21 protein-coding genes are annotated in these 18,652 nt (G+C 39.7%); 15 read left to right on the forward strand and 6 right to left on the reverse strand.

Features of this window, described 5'->3' with window-relative positions; genetic code table 11:
- The first annotated feature begins 270 nt into the window (after positions 1–270).
- The 4 genes from BM126_RS02185 to BM126_RS02200 are packed head-to-tail and all read left to right on the forward strand — an operon-like array spanning position 271 to position 4,161.
- Positions 271–1,092: an ABC transporter ATP-binding protein gene (locus BM126_RS02185; RefSeq protein ID WP_090987752.1), complete on the forward strand. Its 822-nt coding sequence runs from the start codon at positions 271–273 to the stop codon at positions 1,090–1,092.
- Between the two features lie 58 nt (positions 1,093–1,150).
- Complete coding sequence (locus tag BM126_RS02190; protein ID WP_090987754.1) at positions 1,151–2,095, forward strand: iron-hydroxamate ABC transporter substrate-binding protein; 945 nt, start codon at positions 1,151–1,153, stop codon at positions 2,093–2,095.
- 18 nt (positions 2,096–2,113) lie between these two features.
- Positions 2,114–3,157 (forward strand): FecCD family ABC transporter permease, encoded by a 1,044-nt coding sequence (locus BM126_RS02195; protein ID WP_090987756.1) that lies wholly within the window; start codon positions 2,114–2,116, stop codon positions 3,155–3,157.
- Complete coding sequence (locus tag BM126_RS02200) at positions 3,154–4,161, forward strand: FecCD family ABC transporter permease (RefSeq protein ID WP_090987758.1); 1,008 nt, start codon at positions 3,154–3,156, stop codon at positions 4,159–4,161. The genes BM126_RS02195 and BM126_RS02200 overlap by 4 nt, the downstream gene beginning before the upstream one ends.
- A gap of 204 nt (positions 4,162–4,365) precedes the next feature.
- Here the strand turns inward: BM126_RS02200 and BM126_RS02205 are convergent, their stop codons facing one another.
- The gene (locus tag BM126_RS02205) at positions 4,366–4,566 is read right to left on the reverse strand and encodes a DUF2798 domain-containing protein (protein WP_256212946.1); all 201 of its coding nucleotides are present in this window, start codon (positions 4,564–4,566) and stop codon (positions 4,366–4,368) included.
- A gap of 155 nt (positions 4,567–4,721) precedes the next feature.
- Between BM126_RS02205 and BM126_RS02210 the strand changes: the two genes are divergently transcribed.
- The 3 genes from BM126_RS02210 to BM126_RS02220 all read left to right on the forward strand — a co-directional run bounded on the left by BM126_RS02210 (position 4,722) and on the right by BM126_RS02220 (position 7,652).
- Positions 4,722–5,930 carry an MFS transporter gene (locus BM126_RS02210; protein ID WP_090987760.1) on the forward strand — a complete coding sequence of 403 codons (1,209 nt, stop codon included), beginning with the start codon at positions 4,722–4,724 and terminating at the stop codon, positions 5,928–5,930.
- A 255-nt stretch (positions 5,931–6,185) separates the two neighbouring features.
- On the forward strand, positions 6,186–6,374 hold the full coding sequence (gene fbpA, locus BM126_RS02215) for a Fur-regulated basic protein FbpA (RefSeq protein ID WP_177201278.1): 189 nt from the start codon (positions 6,186–6,188) through the stop codon (positions 6,372–6,374).
- A gap of 393 nt (positions 6,375–6,767) precedes the next feature.
- Positions 6,768–7,652, forward strand: coding sequence for a hypothetical protein (locus BM126_RS02220; RefSeq protein WP_090987763.1), 885 nt, complete (start codon positions 6,768–6,770; stop codon positions 7,650–7,652).
- A gap of 106 nt (positions 7,653–7,758) precedes the next feature.
- Here the strand turns inward: BM126_RS02220 and BM126_RS22695 are convergent, their stop codons facing one another.
- Both BM126_RS22695 and BM126_RS02225 read right to left on the reverse strand, forming a co-directional pair.
- Positions 7,759–7,884, reverse strand: a complete 126-nt coding sequence (locus BM126_RS22695; protein ID WP_256212947.1) for a hypothetical protein — start codon at positions 7,882–7,884, stop codon at positions 7,759–7,761.
- 12 nt (positions 7,885–7,896) lie between these two features.
- A complete protein-coding gene (locus BM126_RS02225) occupies positions 7,897–9,153 on the reverse strand; it encodes a helix-turn-helix domain-containing protein (protein ID WP_090987765.1) in 1,257 nt (418 codons plus the stop codon).
- A gap of 273 nt (positions 9,154–9,426) precedes the next feature.
- Between BM126_RS02225 and BM126_RS02230 the strand changes: the two genes are divergently transcribed.
- Complete coding sequence (locus BM126_RS02230; protein WP_141770020.1) at positions 9,427–9,597, forward strand: aspartyl-phosphate phosphatase Spo0E family protein; 171 nt, start codon at positions 9,427–9,429, stop codon at positions 9,595–9,597.
- A gap of 201 nt (positions 9,598–9,798) precedes the next feature.
- A complete protein-coding gene (locus BM126_RS02235) occupies positions 9,799–10,092 on the forward strand; it encodes a YesK family protein (RefSeq protein ID WP_177201279.1) in 294 nt (97 codons plus the stop codon).
- Positions 10,093–10,490: 398 nt separating this feature from the next.
- On the opposite strand, the gene BM126_RS02240 is transcribed toward BM126_RS02235, so the two are convergent.
- Entirely contained in the window at positions 10,491–11,018 is a 528-nt protein-coding gene (locus BM126_RS02240; protein WP_090988380.1) for a GNAT family N-acetyltransferase, read from the reverse strand.
- A 723-nt stretch (positions 11,019–11,741) separates the two neighbouring features.
- On the opposite strand from BM126_RS02240, the gene BM126_RS02245 reads away from it, so the two are divergent.
- Positions 11,742–12,440, forward strand: coding sequence for a GDSL-type esterase/lipase family protein (locus tag BM126_RS02245; RefSeq protein WP_090987771.1), 699 nt, complete (start codon positions 11,742–11,744; stop codon positions 12,438–12,440).
- 120 nt (positions 12,441–12,560) lie between these two features.
- Here the strand turns inward: BM126_RS02245 and BM126_RS02250 are convergent, their stop codons facing one another.
- Positions 12,561–14,378: an ABC transporter ATP-binding protein gene (locus tag BM126_RS02250; RefSeq protein ID WP_256212948.1), complete on the reverse strand. Its 1,818-nt coding sequence runs from the start codon at positions 14,376–14,378 to the stop codon at positions 12,561–12,563.
- Positions 14,379–14,565: 187 nt separating this feature from the next.
- On the opposite strand from BM126_RS02250, the gene BM126_RS02255 reads away from it, so the two are divergent.
- The 4 genes from BM126_RS02255 (at position 14,566) to BM126_RS02270 (ending at position 17,266) form a co-directional block, all read left to right on the forward strand.
- On the forward strand, positions 14,566–15,141 hold the full coding sequence (locus BM126_RS02255) for an RNA polymerase sigma factor (protein ID WP_090987773.1): 576 nt from the start codon (positions 14,566–14,568) through the stop codon (positions 15,139–15,141).
- Complete coding sequence (locus BM126_RS02260; RefSeq protein ID WP_177201280.1) at positions 15,122–15,838, forward strand: anti-sigma factor; 717 nt, start codon at positions 15,122–15,124, stop codon at positions 15,836–15,838. The genes BM126_RS02255 and BM126_RS02260 overlap by 20 nt, the downstream gene beginning before the upstream one ends.
- A 64-nt stretch (positions 15,839–15,902) precedes the next feature.
- Positions 15,903–16,385, forward strand: coding sequence for a DinB family protein (locus tag BM126_RS02265; RefSeq protein ID WP_090987777.1), 483 nt, complete (start codon positions 15,903–15,905; stop codon positions 16,383–16,385).
- A 368-nt stretch (positions 16,386–16,753) separates the two neighbouring features.
- Complete coding sequence (locus BM126_RS02270; RefSeq protein WP_071350378.1) at positions 16,754–17,266, forward strand: acyl-CoA thioesterase; 513 nt, start codon at positions 16,754–16,756, stop codon at positions 17,264–17,266.
- 87 nt (positions 17,267–17,353) lie between these two features.
- On the opposite strand, the gene BM126_RS02275 is transcribed toward BM126_RS02270, so the two are convergent.
- Positions 17,354–17,989 (reverse strand): Bax inhibitor-1/YccA family protein, encoded by a 636-nt coding sequence (locus BM126_RS02275; RefSeq protein ID WP_090987779.1) that lies wholly within the window; start codon positions 17,987–17,989, stop codon positions 17,354–17,356.
- Positions 17,990–18,153: 164 nt separating this feature from the next.
- Between BM126_RS02275 and BM126_RS02280 the strand changes: the two genes are divergently transcribed.
- A complete protein-coding gene (locus tag BM126_RS02280) occupies positions 18,154–18,390 on the forward strand; it encodes a hypothetical protein (protein WP_090987781.1) in 237 nt (78 codons plus the stop codon).
- Positions 18,391–18,652 lie beyond the last annotated feature (262 nt).

Consider the following 18,652-nt stretch of genomic DNA (forward strand, 5'->3'; position numbering starts at 1 on the left):
AACTGAATAAGATTAAAGATGAACTCCATTGTGACGCGAAAAATTAATCTTATCCTGGTTATCTATCTTCTTATGCCATCGAAATTGGAGCATAAATAAGATGCTGATAAATTCAGAAAATATCTATCCATATATTGACGGGTTTGTAGAGCTGCATTATAATAAAACAAAATTGATAATGATAATCGTTATCAATTAAATTCTGAGACTTAACATGCAATTGAGGTGAAAGATTGATTAATTTTCAATAAAAGCAGGGAGGGATTGCCGATGTCGAGACTATTCACTGAGAATTTAAAAATTGTATACGGTGATCATGAGATTGTAGAAAATCTGAGCCTGGAAATTCCAGACGGGAAAATTACAGCTGTTATCGGGCCGAACGGCTGCGGAAAGTCCACCGTATTAAAGACACTTTCCCGCATACTTTCGGCAAAGTCCGGTGCAGTATATCTGGATGGAAAAGAAATCAGCAAGAAGTCTACTAAAAAAATCGCTCAAGAAATGGCGATACTGCCTCAGTCACCGGATGCTCCGGAAGGCCTAACTGTTTCAGAGTTGGTTTCCTACGGAAGGTTTCCTTATCAAAGGGGCATTGGAAGAAGGAATGATAAAGATAAAGATAAAGAAGTGGTCGAATGGGCTCTTGGGGTTACAGGGATTCATGCATTTAGAGACAAAACGGTGGACGCGCTTTCTGGAGGTCAAAGACAAAAAGTATGGATTTCCATGGCATTAGCACAGGAAACCGATATTATTCTTCTGGATGAACCAACAACCTATCTGGATTTATCACATCAGTTAGAGGTATTGGAGCTGCTTCGGTACTTAAATGAAGCAGAAAAGCGCACCATCGTCATGGTTATTCACGATTTGAACCACGCCGCCCGTTTCGCGGACCATATCGTTGCTTTAAAGGATGGTTCAATCATAAGAGAAGGAACAGCAGAGGAGGTCATGACTCCAGAGGTGCTGCGCCTTGCCTTTAACATTGATGCTGTGATTGGCACTGATCCCAGGACAAATAAGCCAATCTGCTCCACTTATAATCTAATAAACTCACATAAAGTTCCCGAAGTGGTTGTCATCTAAAGGCAGAAGTTACATAGGTATGAGGAAAAAAATGACTAAGAATTTGGAGATGAATAGTATGCGAAAAAAAAGAAATTCTTTATTAAGTATAATTGCCGTGTTAATGATCGGGTTACTCTCGGCGTGCGGCGGCCAATCGGACAAGGAGAAAAAAAGTGATTTAACATCTGATACGGCCCCGGAAACCAGAATTTATCATGGTGAAAAAGGTGATGTAAAAGTACCCGTCAAGCCGAAACGAGTCGCTATGCTGGCAGCAACGTATGCAGGAAACCTGCTTGCGCTCGGCATAACGCCAATTGCAGTCAATGAATATCCAAAGACAAATAAGTTTTATGGACACAAACTGGATCATGCAGAAGTTGTAACAGCAGATTCCATGGAGAAGCTCTTGGCATTAAAACCCGATTTAATCATTACATACTCTGATGACAAAAATCTTAAAAAATATTCTGAAATAGCCCCGACAGCTGTTTTAACTTACGATAAGTACAACTACCTTGATCAGCATATTGAAATAGGGAAAATTGTCGGAAAAGAAAAAGAAGCAAGAAAATGGGTTTCCGAATGGAATGATAAAGCAGAAACTGAAAAGAAAAAAGTACAAAAAGCAATCGGAGCCGATGCAACTGCCATGGTTTTTGAGACCTACGGAAAAGATATGTATGTTTATGGAAAGAACTGGGGCCGGGGTACGGAAGTCATCTATCAGGCACTGGGTTTAAAAGGAAATGATCGATTAAACAAAGATGTTATGGGGCCTGGATACAAGGCGATTTCTGCCGAACTGATTCCTGAATATGCAGGAGACTATATCTTTGTAGGCGAAGGGGCTTCTACTACGAATAACTCATTTATGAAATCTGATGCCTGGAAACAAATACCTGCAGTGAAAAGTGGCCGCGTTATAAATTTTGATTCCAAATCTTTTTACTTTAATGATCCGATTTCCCTTGAAAAAGAGATGGACTATATTGTAAAAGCCCTTACTAAAGTTAAGTAACTGAAAAGGAACTAGCTAATGATGATGAATAAATCCGAAACAGCTCAAGAAAGCAAGGTGTATTCAAGACCTGCGTTAGGTATATCCATTTTGGCTTTAGGGTCCATATTACTTATAGGCAGTATGATTTTGGCGGTTTCTGTCGGGGCAGCCAACATAGACTTTTTGTCAGTTTGGAAATCTGTATTTTCATATGATCATGCAAGAAGAGCCGATCAAATTATTGTCGGCTTAAGGCTTCCGAGGGAATTAGGAGCCGCCATTACGGGAGCCGGTTTTGCTGTCAGCGGGGCAATCATGCAGGGGATGACAAGGAATCCCCTTGCTGATCCCGGGTTACTAGGATTAAATGCTGGGGCCAGTCTGGCACTTGCGATTGTTTTTGCTTTTTTCTCCGGTGCTGGCTTCATAGCCATCATGTTCATATCATTTCTTGGAGCAGGCCTTGGAGCAGGTATGGTCTTTGGCTTAAGCTCATTAAACCGCAAAGGGATGACCCCATTGCGCATTACGCTTGCAGGAGCGGCCGTGTCCGCTTTATTGTCTGCGTTAGGTGAAGGTATTGCAATCTTTTTTAAATTATCTCAGGATCTTGCATTCTGGTCAGCCGGAGGAGTATCCGGAACCACCTGGTTTCAGCTGAAATTGGTCTTTCCTGTTATTATTTCAGGGATTCTTATTGCACTCATGTTCTCAAGAGGATTGACCGTTTTAAGCTTCGGTGAAGAAATGGCAAAAGGCTTGGGGCAGCGTACTGTTTTTACAAAAACGGTCCTGATGATCGTTGTGCTTGTTCTGGCAGGAGCCTCAGTGTCACTTGTTGGCCCTATTGCTTTTGCGGGTTTAATCGTGCCTAATGTTGTCCGTTTCCTAGTCGGGACTGATTATCGGTGGATCATCCCCTGCACGGCCATCTTTGGCAGTATACTCATGGTTGTGGCGGACACAGCGGCTAGAATGGTTAATATACCTTACGAGACTCCTATGGGTGCCATTGTATCCATAATAGGCATTCCTTTTTTCCTTTATCTTGCAAGAAAAAGGGGGAAAAGGCTCTCATGATACAAGTTGAAAAACAAAAAAGAAACAGAATCATAATGATATCTTCCTTTGTCTGCCTGATTTTGGTTTTTGTTATAAGTGTAGCGACTGGATATGTTTCTTTAACACCCTCACAGCTTGGCAGGACAATAATCGGGCAGGGCACTGATAGAGAAAACCTCATTTTATTTGGTTTTCGCTTGCCAAGAATCATGATTGCTGTTCTTGCAGGAGCAGGGCTGGCTGTATCAGGTGCGATTCTTCAGAGCATAACCAGAAATCCTCTGTCAGAGCCGGGAATACTCGGAATCAATGCAGGCTCTGGCCTGATGGTAGTTTTTTATGTTATGTTCTTTTCTGCTGAATCTTCAAATTTTATATACATACTTCCGTTTATGGCTCTAATAGGAGGGGTTTTGACTGCGTTAGTCATCTATTTTATGGCATTTAAGAAAGGGGAAGGCATTGACCCCTCCACACTGGTATTGATAGGTGTAGGGATGGCGGCTGCTCTGTACGGAGCGATTTTGACGTTATCAATAAGATTGGAACGTCAGCAATATGACTTCTTTGCTAACTGGCTGGCGGGAAGAATTTGGGGAGATGACTGGATATTCGTTCTTGCTTTGCTTCCGTGGATTGTCTTGCTTTTGCCTTACGTTTTTATTAAATCAAATGTATTAAACACCTTGAGTTTAAATGAACATATATCTATTGGGCTTGGTGTCCGTGTAGAAAAGGAAAGAGTGGTGCTGATTTTTATTTCTGTTGCCCTTGCTTCAGCATCAGTTTCTGTAAGCGGAGGCATTGCCTTTGTAGGTCTCATGGCACCTCATATTGCCAGGGGTCTTGTCGGGCCCAGGCATCAGACATTCCTGCCGATTGCTGCCTTAATAGGAGCAATCCTGCTTTTAGCTGCTGATACTGTTGGAAGAGTTATCTTAGATCCCAGCGGAATTCCGGCAGGTATCATCGTAACAGTAATAGGTGCACCGTATTTTATGTATTTAATGGTCAAAAAATAGCATTATATATATTATTCCGGCGCCACTTTCAAAAACAGCCTTGTAATCCAGGATTGGAATACACAGGCTGTTTTTTAGAAACTGCTCAGTGTCTTTTACGTTCTTTTATTCAGGTTATTAGCATAAACAATTTCGGGTAGTAAGAGATTTAAAAGCAGCAAAATAATCAGCTGATGACACCCAAAACCACTCGCTTACTGAATGTTAAGATGTTAAAGCAGATGGTTTAATATATTTAGCAAGCAGCCAGCGTGATATCGGTCCAACAATTAACAACTGTGAAGGCAGAGCAACGATAAAGTTCAGACAAGCTGTTTTTATATATGCTCCGAAGATAGAGCCAATAATTCCTGTCGTGCAGGCTGTTAAAATAAGGCCGTATACAGACATTATTAAAACCATCATAGGGACCATGCAAAAAGATAATGCCATAATAAAGTTAATTTCTACTTCGAAAAAGCTCTATGGTATAAATGAATAAGTGCAGGTAGAATAAGGGAAGCAGGTTTAATGTAAATATACCTGAAACAAGATAAATGATCCGTCATTGGGAGGGTTTTATGGAAAAGAAGAAGATTTCGGAAAAAAGACTGCTTGCAGTTGCAGGATTAGGCTGGCTGTTTGATGCGATGGATGTTGGAATGCTTTCTTTTATTATAGTAGCTCTGAAGCAAGAGTGGGGTTTAACGGCAGGGCAAATGGGCTGGATAGGGAGTGTCAATTCTATTGGCATGGCAGTTGGAGCATTGTTGTTTGGGTCTCTTTCTGATAAAGCAGGACGCAAGAATATCTTTATTATTACTTTATTGTTTTTCTCAATTGGCAGCGGTTTATCAGCAGCTGCAACTACACTTGCAGTATTTTTAATATTAAGGTTCTTTATTGGAATGGGACTCGGCGGGGAGCTTCCAGTTGCTTCCACGTTGGTTTCGGAAAGTGTTCCCGCTCACCAGAGAGGAAAAGTCGTCGTATTGCTTGAAAGTTTTTGGGCAATCGGTTGGATTGCGGCAGCCTTGATTTCTTATTTTGTCATTCCTCATTACGGCTGGAGAATTGCGCTTATTCTTAGTGCCATTCCTGCACTGTATACCTTATATCTGCGCTGGAGTTTACCTGATTCACCGCGGTACGAAAGCCTGGAACCACAGCAGAAATCATCCGTTATGCAAAATATGAAGAAGGTGTGGGGAAAAAAATATTTGCGCCAGACCCTTGTATTATGGATACTTTGGTTTTGTGTCGTGTTTTCTTATTATGGAATGTTTTTATGGCTTCCAAGCGTAATGGTGCTGAAAGGCTTCAGTTTGATCAAAAGCTTTGAATATGTCTTGATTATGACTCTTGCCCAGCTTCCTGGGTACTTTACGGCAGCATGGCTTATTGAAAAGGCAGGACGGAAGTTTGTTTTGGTTACATACTTGTTAGGCACGGCTGCTAGTGCATACTTTTTTGGCCATGCAGCAAATTTGCCTTCTTTGATTACGTCTGGAATTTTTCTTTCTTTCTTTAATCTCGGAGCTTGGGGAGCGATGTATGCTTATACACCCGAACAGTATCCAACATCATTTAGAGGAACCGGATCAGGAATGGCTGCTTCATTTGGAAGGATAGGCGGCATTTTAGGCCCGCTTGCAGCCGGCTATCTGCTTGAAAGAGGAGTATCTGTGTCAGCAATTTTCACGATTTTTACCATTTCTGTTTTTGCCGGTGCGGCAGTCGTACTGATATTTGGCAAGGAAACAAAAAATACTGAACTAGCAAAAGGATAGGCAGGGAGCCTTAAGGCTGGAATGCATGCTGTTATCAGACATTTAAATGCTGAGCTGGCTTAAATTGCATCTGCGGGAAGTTTCATTTTATAATGTGCAGTAAAGATGTTTAGAATGAAGCAATAAAAGGTATATAAACTTTGGTGCTGCTTATTTGAATAAAGCTTAATAGGCCTGCCTTTTTTGAATTCCAAGCAAGCCGTCTATTTTAGAAGAGCAGACCTTACTGAGCTTTGCAGCATCATTTACCAGCATATGAAAGGAAAATTTAGAATGAAAGAAACTGTCCCTATAAATGAAAACAGGAAAACATGGCTGATTGAGCAGCTGCTGGCCCAGGGTGTATTCAAAACCTCTGACGAAAAGCATTTATATGATGCTTCCTTAAATATATTGGAAGCTGAACTGGATTCCGTTCTCAAAAAAAAAGAATTCATCATGTAAACGCAAACATTCTGCATTAGTTTACATAGGGTGCCCTCTTGCAGCCAAAGAGGGCACTTTGATTGCATAGGGATATTAACTTTAAAATGATTGGTACATCTTTATTACAAAAATAGTTTTTTGGTAAGTAGATTTACGGCTGAATACGGCAGGCAAAAAATAATTTTTTTAATAGGATTGTAATATTACCCTGCAATCATTGGTTTTTCCCAAATACATACATAGGGTTTAAAAGAATATATGACTGAAAAACTTTGAGAAAATAGTAAAAAATAATGAATTCGCCTTAATTTTTCCCAATATTCTTTCTATTAAAAAGATAGTAAAATAGATTTAAGAAAGGAGGGCACATTTATACTAAATGGTCGAACTTAAATAGTAGGAGGGAATGTAATGAGGAAAAAAGTTGGGAAAGTTTTTGCTGGTTCTATTTTAGGAACTGCCATTGCCACATCCTCTGTATATGCATCCAACACATTCAACATACAAAATCATGTTGAATTCACCCTGCTTAACCAACAGTTTGCCAATCAAACAGATGGTTTAAATAATGCCCGGCCATTGTACAATCCAGATTTGCACAAGTTAAGTTCTGGCATTACGCAGAATAACGGCAGTACTCAAAGTGAACCAATTACAAAACAACATCATTCAAGTTCAGTTCCGCACTTTAATGTCCCCACTTCAGGCAATCATCAGGAAAACGGAACCGATGATCCCGCAAACCGCCGAAAAACTGTGAATAAAATCCCCGTATATGATAAACATGCAGCAGGCATTCAGAAGCCTGTGATTTCTGATAAGTCAGCCTCCATCCTTGCTCATCATCCAGCCCAAAGGAATAGTATTGAAAAAGAGAAGCAGACTGCAGGGAAATACAGAGAAAACAAAGGAAGTATGACGGTCAATAACAGAAGCCAAATAGATGGAAAGAAGACAAATTCCTTATTTGAAGAAGAAGAAGGCAATGGCGTATTGGGTCTCACATATCAAGCCAGCGCGTTGAAGGGATTGTTATTTTATACTGTCGGCATTTCTTTCAGCAAAGAAGCATTAAAACTGGGGGTTGAGTTATTTAACGGAGGCAGGGAAGAAATCGGAAAATATTATGCTGAAGTTCCGGTCAATGGGCTATGGGGAAAGGTTAAGGGAGGCTTTATGAATAAGATTATATTACCGGCAAGGAACTTATTATATAAAAGCCTTATAATGGGATTTCCTTTAGCAGCTAAATATTCCGGACTTGGCTTCAAAGAAAAAGCAAAGTATGAAAAATAAGTGCAAGCCAAAAGCATTCAGCAGTTTGTGCGTTACAGCAAAAAATCAGCCGGACATGGATTAGCTGTCCGGCTGATTCATGGTTTCGGCACAAAAGCAGTTCATTTTATAGAGGTGGCCAAATAGGATGTGCAGATATGGAAGAAGACACTGCTGCATGGGTCAGTCCAGCTGTACCTGAAAACGATAAACTCAATACAGAAATAGCAAGGGCAAACGCTAGCTTTCTCATATTCTTTTCCCCCTATTCACTTTGAATAAAATAATAAATGGCAGGCTCATATTTCCCTGATTCATGATAATACTTGGCGAGCATTTTTGAATAATAATGAAAATCTTGCTTGTTTTCCTTAGCTTGCAGAAAGGGAAGCACTTTTTCTTCGAGATGAACATAAGCAGTATCCTTTTGCTTATGAAGCAAATACAGGTAGAAAGCAGAGAGAAGGCTGTATTCTTGATTGTTTATGCACTTAGCCAAAGCCGATGCTTTCTTAAAATATTTTAAAGCAAGTTCATTCTCCGCGGCTGAATAAAAAGTTTCAGCCAATGAATACACGCTGACCAAATAATTGGGATGCTGCTGATTTTGCAGACTTAGGCTTTTTCTGTATAGATAAATTGCTTCTTCCTGATTCCCCATTTTTTTTCTTAAATCGGCAAAGTTATGATAAATTTGCGGAACCAGTTCTTTATCGCCAAGTATTTCTGTATTTCTCAGCAAATGTTTATAACATTCCATTGCTTCAGCGTATATATCTGACTGGGTATAGTTGATTCCTAAAATCATGTGTGTATGAAGCATTCTTCTGAGGTTAAAGTGATTCGTGTAAAGCTGAAGGGCCTTCCTCGCATAAAATATGGCCTGGCCTGGCTGATTAAGGTAGCCCTTAACCATAGCAAGATGATAATATACCTCTGCACTAAGAAAGAGTTCTCCATGCTGATTATGAATAAGGCTCATCAAAAGTGAATCAGCTTCTGATAATTTCCTTTTCACTATTAAATATATGGCGCTGTAGCAATTATATAAGTATGTTTCATGTTGGGAAAAATTTTTTTTGTGTTTTTGAAGCCATTTTTTCTGATCTTCACTTTCTTGAATTTGATAAGTAAAAAGGCAATATCTGAACTTATACAGTTCATAAAGATAAAGATAGTCTGTGTGGGGGATCAGTTCGAGTTTATCTTGAAGAGTATCATAATCTGCCTGTGCATTTTCTGTTTGATAGAAATGTATATTCTCTATCAGCTGATCAAGAATCTGTTTGATTTTTTGTTCGTTTTTCTCGATATCTTTCACATTCTTGCCCAATTTCTGTAAAAGCAATGCTAAGGTTTCAGCATTAGCCTCTTTTGAATTGTTTTCAATTTTACTTAAATGAGGTATTGAACAAATTCCTTCTGACAATTCGCTTTGTGTAAGCCCTTCTTTAGTCCGGTAATATTTGATAAGAGAACCAATTTGCATGATATCACTCTCTTTCACATTAATACCTTTCATATATTATAAGCGAATGTATGTTTTTTCCCAATTAACCTAAAGAAGGATTTTATAGTTAAATACCTAATTATAAAGAAGGATGTAATTAGGGTTAAGTCAGCAGTGTATTTGGTTTTTGTGGGCTATTTACCCTGATATAGTCTGCATTTCCTATTAGTTTAGTTGTATAGAGGATAATATTGTATGAAAATCTTGATTTTGGTTAATTTTGAAATTATGATAGAGTGGTAAAATTACCTAAATTAATGAAAGGGAAGCAGGGGGATGATTTGTATGGAAGCTGTGGATGCACTTATTGAAAAAAAACGCCAGGAAATGATCAGGATTGCAGGTGTTTGGGGATTTACAAGTCAAGAAACCATTAAAGCCAGCCAGGAATTAGACTCCCTGTTAAACATGGTCCTTTTAACTGATAAATATATAAAAGAAACCGTAAATGTGTAGCGTATTTCATGGGCGGAGAAAAATGGCTTTATATATACGATAGAATCAGCTGAAGAATCCTTTCACTTAAATGCCTTTTTTATTTGGCAGTGATGGAAGCGAAGAGACGATTAGCTTTACGCAGGTTTTGGGCGGGCCTCTTAAGCCCGGAAACTGCTGATTTAATTATTTATATTTTTAAAAGTTACACGTTCAAATGGTGTGAAAAATATAATACATTGGAGGGGGTGGAGAGAAATTCAAAACCTGATCATTATAACGGTTATTTTAATAATTGTCATCGCAGCATTAGCGTCCTATTTATTAAAGAAGCATCCATCTAAGAAAACTTATACACTGCCGGGTTTGATTTTAACAGCGTTATCCTTAATCACAGCAATAATATCTTACTTAACTGCAGATGGCTGGAACGTCATGGGGTATAGCATTTTGTTTGCTGCTGTTGCGATAGCCTCGCTTATAGGAACAGCAGCGGCGAAAATATTTACCAAATAAAAATGGATAGACTTCACTTAAGCCGCGTTTGCCTCATCAGCGCAGCTTTTTTATTGTTCAGCTAAGTTTAAAAGCCTCAATACCCGTTTAAATAGAAGCGACAGGGAAACAGGGGGCAGCTGCGAGGATGCTCACTGCCCGCCCTGAGGAAAGCAAACACCCTGGAGCGGAAATATAAGCTTGCCTTGTTCCATAGTTCAGTCTCTTGATGATACAGAAGCCAGCATTTCGTTAAGTTAGGTATTTCCCAAGAAAATGGAGCGTTTATTAAATAGGTGCGGATTCTCCATCCTTCACAGCTATTGTTCTTGGGTATAACCCCTTTAACCGGAGAACACCAAGGAAATGAAATATGTATGCCAAAAAAGAAGTGGCTAGCTCAAAATCATTAAAGCCAGTCACATTTTGTTCGTTTTGGCTGGTGCTGCTATCTTTTTTCCTAGTATTATTAAATCTCTTTCTTCATCGTCCAGTACTGCAACTCCCGGAAGATGCCCCCACTGTTCAAACCCGAATTTAGAAAATAGCTTCAGGCTCGGCAGATTGTGGCCGAAAATGAAGCCAAGAAGATTTTTGATGCCTAACTGAGGAGATATTTCTATTGCTTTTTCGAGGCATAGCCTTCCAATGCCCATCCCCCTAAAACGGCTGTCCATATAGATGCTGAGCTCAGCTGTACTTTCATAAGCAGGCCTTCCATAAAAGGATTGAAAACTTAACCAGCCGGCTATTTCTTGCTCTGACATAATCAAATATAATGGTCTTTTATTCACTGAATGCTCATGGAACCAGGAAATCCTTGATTCAATGGTTATAGGTGATGTATCTGCTGTAACCATGCGGGAAGCTATGGTCGAATTGTAAATATCAACAATTGCCGGAAGGTCTTCTAATGCAGCTTCTTTAAAAAAAATGGATTTAGTCATAATTGTTCCCGTGCCTTTCTTTGTTACGATATCGGTTGTCTTAAATATGGATCCTTGAAAGATGATTAGCAAGGCAAAGAGCGCGCCTTCTATTTTTTTGCGTCTTATGCTGGTCGAGGGCCCCCAGGACGGGGGTCACAAAGACGTTGCCGCAGGATGCGGCGTTCTTAGTCTTTGTTCCTCAAAACAGCGCTTGCGCTTTTTTGAATCCAGCTCCAGCGCCTAGCCCGCTGAGGCCTGCAGGATGCAGGTCATGAAGGCGTTTCTGCAGTATGCAGAGCACTTAGCCTTCGTTCCTTGAAAGATGTTTTGTTCTCAGAAGGCAAAGAGCGCCTTCTAAGACCAAAACCCTATTTGCTTAGGCCCCCAGGATGGGGGTCACAAAGACGTTGCCTCAGGACGCGGCGTTCTTAGTCTTTGATCCTATGAACAGGCGCTTGCGCTTTTTTTTGAATCCAGCTCCAGCGCCTAGCCTGCTGTGCAAAAGATGATTAGCCCTTAGAAGGCAAAGAGCGCCTTCGAAGGTCAAATCCCTATTTGCTTCGCAGGCTGAACAGGCGCTTGCGCTTTTTTATCATACATGAGTTTTTGTTTTGTGTGCCAGTTAATATTTAACAGCTTGAGGAATGGTTTTTGTTTTTCAGTGATTAATCGGTGTTGTTTCTTTGAGTATCGGGTATATGAATATGAAAACATCTTAGACAAATTTAAAAGGAGATTATCATGAAAGTAATGGCTTGGGGGCTTCTGCTTCTCTCAATTTTATGTTTGATATGGCAGGTGCATTTTTTTAATAAAGGGAAAAACGAGCGGGTGCTGATGGCATTTGGCGATTCTCTTACATATGGATATGGAGACAGGGAGGAAGAAGGATATGTGGGCAGGCTTAAGGACAAGGTGAACTCCCGCAATTCAAAAGGAGATATTCATGTTTGGAATTACGGTATATATGGACAAGAAACGGATGGAGTTTTAAAACAGCTGGATGATTTAAAAATCAGGACAAAATTAAAAGAGGCAGAAAGTATGATTGTTTTTATCGGGACGAACGATTTACTGAACAGCAATGGCGGCGACCTTTCTCCTTTGCATGTAAACAATATACGCAAAGAAAAGCCAGTATACATACAGCATTTACATAAAATACTGAGCATATTGAGGAGTGAAAATAAGCAGGCTCCAATATTGGTGCTGGGGCTTTATAACCCGTATCCCGCCAGCCCTTCAATTGAAAAGCAAATTGATGACTGGAACGATTCCATTTTGGCAGAAACGAATAAACATACTAAAATGAAGTATGTACCAACAAATGATTGCTTTAAACACATAGAAAAAAGTAAATACTTTAGTGATTCTCTTCATCCGAATAAAAAGGGATACGATTTAATAACGAAAAAAATCCTTGAAGTACAGCATTTTTAGGATAAATAACAAGCACATGCCAAATGTCGGCATGTGCTTGTTTGCATGCTGGAGTTTAAATAAGTGTAAGCAGCTGGCTCCTAAAGCAATGCCGCCTTGTGGCTGCAATGGGCCAGGCATTTATTTTTTGTTTTCTTTTATGCCCTGTTTTGGGAATTGCAGATTATGCAAGGTTTTGTATCTGCCCCCTGCTTCCAGCAATTGGCTGTGAGTCCCGGACTCTGCGACTTGCCCATCTTCAATGACAATAATTTGGTCAGCCATTTTTATCGTTGATAGCCTGTGTGCAATTACAATGCTTGTCCGGTTTATCAAAAGGTGTGACAAAGCTTCCTGGATTAAATGCTCGGACTCTGTATCAAGAGAGGCGGTCGCTTCATCTAAAATAATGATTTCCGGGCTTCTTAATAAAGCTCTGCTGATGGCAATTCTCTGTTTTTGCCCACCGGATAGTTTCACACCCCTTTCCCCGACTTGAGAATCATAGCCTTGCGGGAATGCCATAATGAACTCATGTGCATTGGCGGCTTTTGCCGCATTCATTATTTCCTGATCGCTTACTGAAATGTTTCCATAGGCGATATTATCCCTGATGGTTCCATTGAATAAAAAGATATCTTGAGAGACTATCCCTATTTGGCCCCTGAGTGATTTTAAAGTAACATCTCTCAGGTCATAACCATCTATTTGAATGCATCCCTGTACGGGGTCATAAAACCTTACAAGCAAACTGGCAATTGTAGATTTTCCGGCACCTGAGGAACCAGCAAGTGCAGTGAGCTGCCCCTTTGGGATCTTAAGATTGAGGTTTTTAATAACAGGAACATTCTCATCATAAGAAAAATGGACATTTTTGAACTCGATGCCTTCTTTAAGCGGCGGAAGTTCTATTGCCTGTTTTTTATCAAAAATGACAGGTTTGGTTTCAAGTATCTCTGTAATTCTTTCATATGCTGCTGCGGATTGCTGAACAGTGCTTATCACTCTGCTGAAATTACGAACTGGGCTTTGAAGCAGCCTTAAATAGGCCATAAAAGCCACAATGGATCCTATAGTAAAATGGCCGGTCATCACCTGCCATGCCCCAATTACAATGACGGCAATCAGTCCGATATTATTAAATAAGTCGATGATAGGGCCGAGCAAAGCCCTTAGTCGAACTGACTTAAGATTTGCTGACATGTTTTCTTTGTTTTTTTCTCCAAAGCGCGCTGACTCATGTTCTTCGTTTGTAAAAGATTGAATCAGCCTCATTCCGGATATGGAATCCTGCAGCTGATTGCTGACATCTGCAACGGAATCCTGCACAGTCCGAAAAGACCTTCTGATTTTCTTTCCAAATGAACGGGTGAAATATATCATGAACGGAAATGTCAGCAATAAAACAACCGTAAGCTTCCAGTTTATAAAAAGCATATAAACGGCAATGGCGAAGAATGTAACAATATCAGTGAATACCGCAAGCATGCTTGATGATATCAGCTGCTGAAGAATATTAACGTCGTTTGTGACTCGGGACATAATGTCACCGGTTCTGTTTTTATCAAAAAATTTCATATCAAGTGTTTGTATATGGCTGTACATATGGTTGCGCAGATCTAAAATGGCATGCTGGCCAATTACAGATACCATATAGGTGTTAAAGTAGTTCAAGATACCAAGCAATATGGCTGCGCCAAGTATAGCTAGCGCTATAATGATCAATTGGTGAAATTGCTTGCCTGGAATAAGTTTGTCGATTGTGTACTGAGTCATTTGCGGAATGACAAACTCCAGGCATGATATGGAAAGCATGCTAAGAGCAATGCCGATTAAATAAATCCATTTGGACTGCACCCTCCGAAACATTTGCTTGAGCATGCTCCAAATGCTTCCTTTAGAAGGAGCTGCACTCGCTGCACTGCGGCCGCTATGGCTAAAAGGAATATGGCCTGCCAACTTGTTCCCTCCTTATTCGGTAAACAATTTTAAGTAAATTTCTATTTATATGCATCTGAAATTCAATTTAAATCGTTATATTGGCTGAAGTCAAATTTTGATAGGCTATCTGTAAAACTATTACAAAAGACAGTTATACGAAAACTGTTATAATCAGGTGGGATGAATAAAGAAAAAGGAGATATATATGAGTGATGTTGAAGCACAGCTATATCAAAGAATGAAGCTCGGCGATAAGAAGGCTTTAGAAGCTATTTATGACCGATACGCCAAACTCCTGTTTTCCTTTACATACAAAATGACAGGACAAAGCGAGTTATCTGAAGAAATTGTCCAAGAGGTATTTATTAAATTATGGGCCGGAAAAGGACATTACGATGAAGGAAAAGGGAAGTTTTCAAGCTGGCTGCTGACGGTGACCCGAAATACTTGCATTGATCAGCTAAGAAAAAGGAAGGAATCAGCAGTACTTGAAAATCAGGATACCATTCCAAGTGATAATCCGAGTGTGGAAGATTTAGCGGAGTGGAGAGAAAACGGAAGCATTCTCAGGAAAGCTATATCAGAGCTTGGGGAAGAACAGCAGAAAATGGTGGAACTGTTTTATTTTAAAGGATTATCTCAGCAAAAGATTGCAGATTCCTGTAATTTGCCGCTCGGTACAGTAAAAGGAAGAATCCGTCTTGCGCTTGCACACCTAAAAAAACATTTACATGCATTTGGATATAAAGGGGGGGAATACCTTGGAAAAAAAGAATTGTGAACCAATTTTGGATTATATGAATGGCCAACTGAGTGATATGGATAAAAAAAGATTTGAAAAGCATCTTACAGGATGTGAAGAATGCCGTAATGAATTAGACGAGTGGCAAATACTTATACAAGACCTGCCATTTGCATCTGAGCCGATCGAACCGCCAATTGGCATGAAGGAACGTATTCTTGGGAATGTATTCACAGAGGAACCAGCGGCAGAGCCCGCGAAAAAAGCTCCGCGTGAAAATAGCTGGTTAAAGCCAATGCTTGCGGCAGCCCTGTTTTTATCTCTTCTTGGGAATGTCTATGCTGTTGTGAACAGCGGCAGTCAGAAATACAATGCAACAGAACAGGGAAATGCCATAGATAAAGTTGAAAAAGCTGTGAGTTTAAAGGCCTCAGATCACATACAGTCAAATGCAAAGGCACTTATGATCAAGAATGATACCAGTTTAGAATTGGTGGTGCATGCTGATAAGCTGGATAAAATGAAAGGAAAAGAAGTTTATCAGGTTTGGCTTTTGGAAAAAGGAAAGCCATATCGTGCCGGATCCTTTGTGCCAAACGAATCTGGTGAAGGAGGAGTCGTATTTAAGCTGGATTCATTCGGCAGCCATAAGTGGGATACTATTGCCATCACGCTTGAACCTGATGAAAAAAGCCAGACGCCTAAGGGAAGTATTTTGCTGAGCAAACCGCTATAGCATGTAAGTTTTATAGAATTTTAAAGCTTTGTATGTAAAAAAGCTGCAAATGGAGGAGATATAAATGAATGAAAATGATGCTATCAGAAAATCCGTTTTGGAAAGTGTTGAAAATTTACCGCAGTCAAAATTGAATGCAGTGCCAGAAGACGGAGGATGGAGCATTATGCAGATTCTTGAGCATTTATACTTGATGGAACGGTCTATAACCAAGTCGTTTGCAGTTTCACTTGCAGGCAATGAGAAAAAGGAAGTTTCCCCTAAACCGATAGAAATGACAACAGACCGTTCAACAAGGGTCGATGCTCCTCCTTTTGTTATTCCTGAGGATTCCGATATTTCTCTGGATGAAATGAAAAAGAAACTTGAACAATCAAGAATGGATTTTATTAAAGTGACAGGAACCGCCAGTGAAGATGATTTGAACCTAAAATCTTTCAGGCACCCGCTTTTTGGAGACTTAAGCTTAAAGCAATGGGTTCCATTTGTGGGCCTGCACGAAAAGCGGCACCTTCAGCAAATAGAAGAAACCAAATCAAGAATCTAATAAAGTGTTTATTATAAGTTATTCTCTTAAGAATTGTTGGTTTTTAATAAGTTCTGTGGGGTGAGTGGAGCGTAAGGTGCGAAACTCTGCGGGCTCTCCGCCCCCGCGTGGAAAGCGCGCATTCTGGAGCGGGAATCCCCCCTCGTTCCATTGCCGCAAAACTTTTGAAAACAGCCTTGTAATAAAGCCAGGCGATTATTTAGAGAGGAAAATAAGAGTTTGTAAAATATACTAAGAAAATGATTTTTAAATAATTTTTGCCAATAGGGTAAAAAAAGAGTTATATTAGCCTTTATTTGGCATAGGTAAATTACTTTAGTATAATGTAAATACAGAAAAACTTTACGTTGAAAAAGGAGATCGAAAATATGGAAGAAATCAAGTATTGCCGTGATTCACTGGTGATTAAAACCAGCATGGTGCTTCCCCCTGATACGAATAATATCGGGACAATGTTCGGAGGCAAATTAATGGCTTACATAGATGATGTTGCGGCAATTTCTGCAATGCGCCATGCCAGGAATTCTGTGGTTACAGCATCTACAGACTCCGTGGATTTTATGCACCCTATTCTTGAAGGAAATGCCGTTTGTCTTGAATCCTTTGTCACTTACACAGGAAGGTCTTCTATGGAAATTGTTGTTAAGGTTGTGGCTGAAGATCTGCTTTCTGGAGAACGGAATCTTTGTGCAATGTCGTTTTTAACATTCGTTGCAATTGATAAAGACGGCAAGCCGCAGCCTGTTCCTAAAGTTGTTCCGCAGACAGAAATGGAGAAAAGCCTCTATCAGACTGCCAAATCGCGAGCTGAATTGCGAAAAAACAGAAGAAAAGATACCCAGGATATTGCAAGCACGTTTGGCGTTGACCTGCCTTGGTAAACACAAAAAAACCAGCCTTCCAGGAAAGCTGGTTTTTTTTGTGTTTTTTGTCTGTTTAATGTTCTGTGAAACTCTTCAAGCTGTCCCTTAATCGTCGTTTGAGAGGATCCCAAAGAAACGAAGGATATTTATGAAAAGGTTAATGAAATCCAGATACAGATTCAATGCCATCAGCGGCACTTCTTTGGCACTTACTCCATAGTGTTTCATTCTGTTGATATCAAATAAAACATAACCGCTGAATACTAATATTCCAATAAAAGAATAAATCAGCATGGCCATTGAGCTAAGCGGGGAAAAAATATTGAAAATGCCCAGTACCACTAAAGCAAGAAGGGCAGCAAACAAAAATCCGCCAAGAAAAGAAAGGTCACGTTTAGTGGCTGAAGCATAAAGTGCCAACCCGCCAAAAACTGCAGTAGCAGTAACTCCGGCCATTAATACCACATTAGCTCCAGATTCGGCAATATAGTGGGCAATGATCGGATAGGTTGTAATGCCAGAGATAAAAGTGAACAGATAAAGGAACGTATATCCTATGGATTTTCTCTTCCTCATGATAAAGGCTCCGATCAGCATGGCTACTTCAAGAAGGGCTAGAGGGAGAAACAGCGCCTGCGGAATGTACATCCCCGCTGCCATTCCAATAACGGAAATGGCCAGTGATAAAGCAAAAGATCGAAGCACGGAAGGCATATAATTAGGGGCAGTCTGTGTATACATGATTTCACCTCGAAAAAGAATTATATCTATTAAGCTCTGCTTAGCATAGAGCTTTAACAGTACTATTTATTAATACGAAACAAATGCAGATAAGTTTCATTTTTATCATTTTTGGACTAATCTTATTCAGTATCGAAGGAAAATTGGTATGGAGGGAAATTAAAATGAGCGAATGCAAATTGAATCATAGTGAAGCAGATATAAAACTAAAAATTGAACAGCAGCGAAAATTTTTGCCAGAAGATGTTTTAAACGGGCTTAAGCAGTTTACTGTAGTGGAATCTCGCCAGGAACAGCTTAATGAGGTATTTCATTTATTGAAAAAGTATGACCTTTCATCCAAAGAAGAACAAGAGAAAAGAAATCAATTGTTTTTACAAATATTCAAAGAAACACTGTGATTAAAGGAGGCCCGGGATTCCGGTCCTATATTTATGCAGAACTCTTTTCTTAAAGATTGTTGTTTTTAATATGTTCTGTGTGATTCCGTGTTCAATAGCCGCAAAGTTTCTGGTAATGCGTAAGTCATTATAGAATCTTATTCCGGATATAAGAAAAATAAAGATGAAATAGTATTAAATTTTTTGCAAATAAATTGAATTTGAAGATTTATCAAAGTATTGCAATATTTGTAAAAAGCAATAGAAAAAAGAAAATAAAAAA

Origin of the sequence: Bacillus sp. OV322, assembly GCF_900112495.1 — a bacterium.
GTDB lineage: Bacteria > Bacillota > Bacilli > Bacillales > DSM-1321 > Peribacillus.

Bases quoted from the DNA above. Each gene is read 5' to 3' on its own strand.
- BM126_RS02185 (WP_090987752.1), top strand. From the start codon at position 271: ATGTCGAGACTATTCACTGAGAATTTAAAAATTGTATACGGTGATCAT.
- BM126_RS02190 (WP_090987754.1), top strand. From the start codon at position 1,151: ATGCGAAAAAAAAGAAATTCTTTATTAAGTATAATTGCCGTGTTAATG.
- BM126_RS02195 (WP_090987756.1), top strand. From the start codon at position 2,114: ATGATGATGAATAAATCCGAAACAGCTCAAGAAAGCAAGGTGTATTCA.
- BM126_RS02200 (WP_090987758.1), top strand. From the start codon at position 3,154: ATGATACAAGTTGAAAAACAAAAAAGAAACAGAATCATAATGATATCT.
- BM126_RS02205 (WP_256212946.1), bottom strand. From the start codon at position 4,566: ATGATGGTTTTAATAATGTCTGTATACGGCCTTATTTTAACAGCCTGC.
- BM126_RS02210 (WP_090987760.1), top strand. From the start codon at position 4,722: ATGGAAAAGAAGAAGATTTCGGAAAAAAGACTGCTTGCAGTTGCAGGA.
- fbpA (WP_177201278.1), top strand. From the start codon at position 6,186: ATGAAAGGAAAATTTAGAATGAAAGAAACTGTCCCTATAAATGAAAAC.
- BM126_RS02220 (WP_090987763.1), top strand. From the start codon at position 6,768: ATGAGGAAAAAAGTTGGGAAAGTTTTTGCTGGTTCTATTTTAGGAACT.
- BM126_RS22695 (WP_256212947.1), bottom strand. From the start codon at position 7,884: ATGAGAAAGCTAGCGTTTGCCCTTGCTATTTCTGTATTGAGTTTATCG.
- BM126_RS02225 (WP_090987765.1), bottom strand. From the start codon at position 9,153: ATGAAAGGTATTAATGTGAAAGAGAGTGATATCATGCAAATTGGTTCT.
- BM126_RS02230 (WP_141770020.1), top strand. From the start codon at position 9,427: ATGGAAGCTGTGGATGCACTTATTGAAAAAAAACGCCAGGAAATGATC.
- BM126_RS02240 (WP_090988380.1), bottom strand. From the start codon at position 11,018: ATGACTAAATCCATTTTTTTTAAAGAAGCTGCATTAGAAGACCTTCCG.
- BM126_RS02245 (WP_090987771.1), top strand. From the start codon at position 11,742: ATGAAAGTAATGGCTTGGGGGCTTCTGCTTCTCTCAATTTTATGTTTG.
- BM126_RS02255 (WP_090987773.1), top strand. From the start codon at position 14,566: ATGAGTGATGTTGAAGCACAGCTATATCAAAGAATGAAGCTCGGCGAT.
- BM126_RS02265 (WP_090987777.1), top strand. From the start codon at position 15,903: ATGAATGAAAATGATGCTATCAGAAAATCCGTTTTGGAAAGTGTTGAA.
- BM126_RS02270 (WP_071350378.1), top strand. From the start codon at position 16,754: ATGGAAGAAATCAAGTATTGCCGTGATTCACTGGTGATTAAAACCAGC.
- BM126_RS02275 (WP_090987779.1), bottom strand. From the start codon at position 17,989: ATGTATACACAGACTGCCCCTAATTATATGCCTTCCGTGCTTCGATCT.
- BM126_RS02280 (WP_090987781.1), top strand. From the start codon at position 18,154: ATGAGCGAATGCAAATTGAATCATAGTGAAGCAGATATAAAACTAAAA.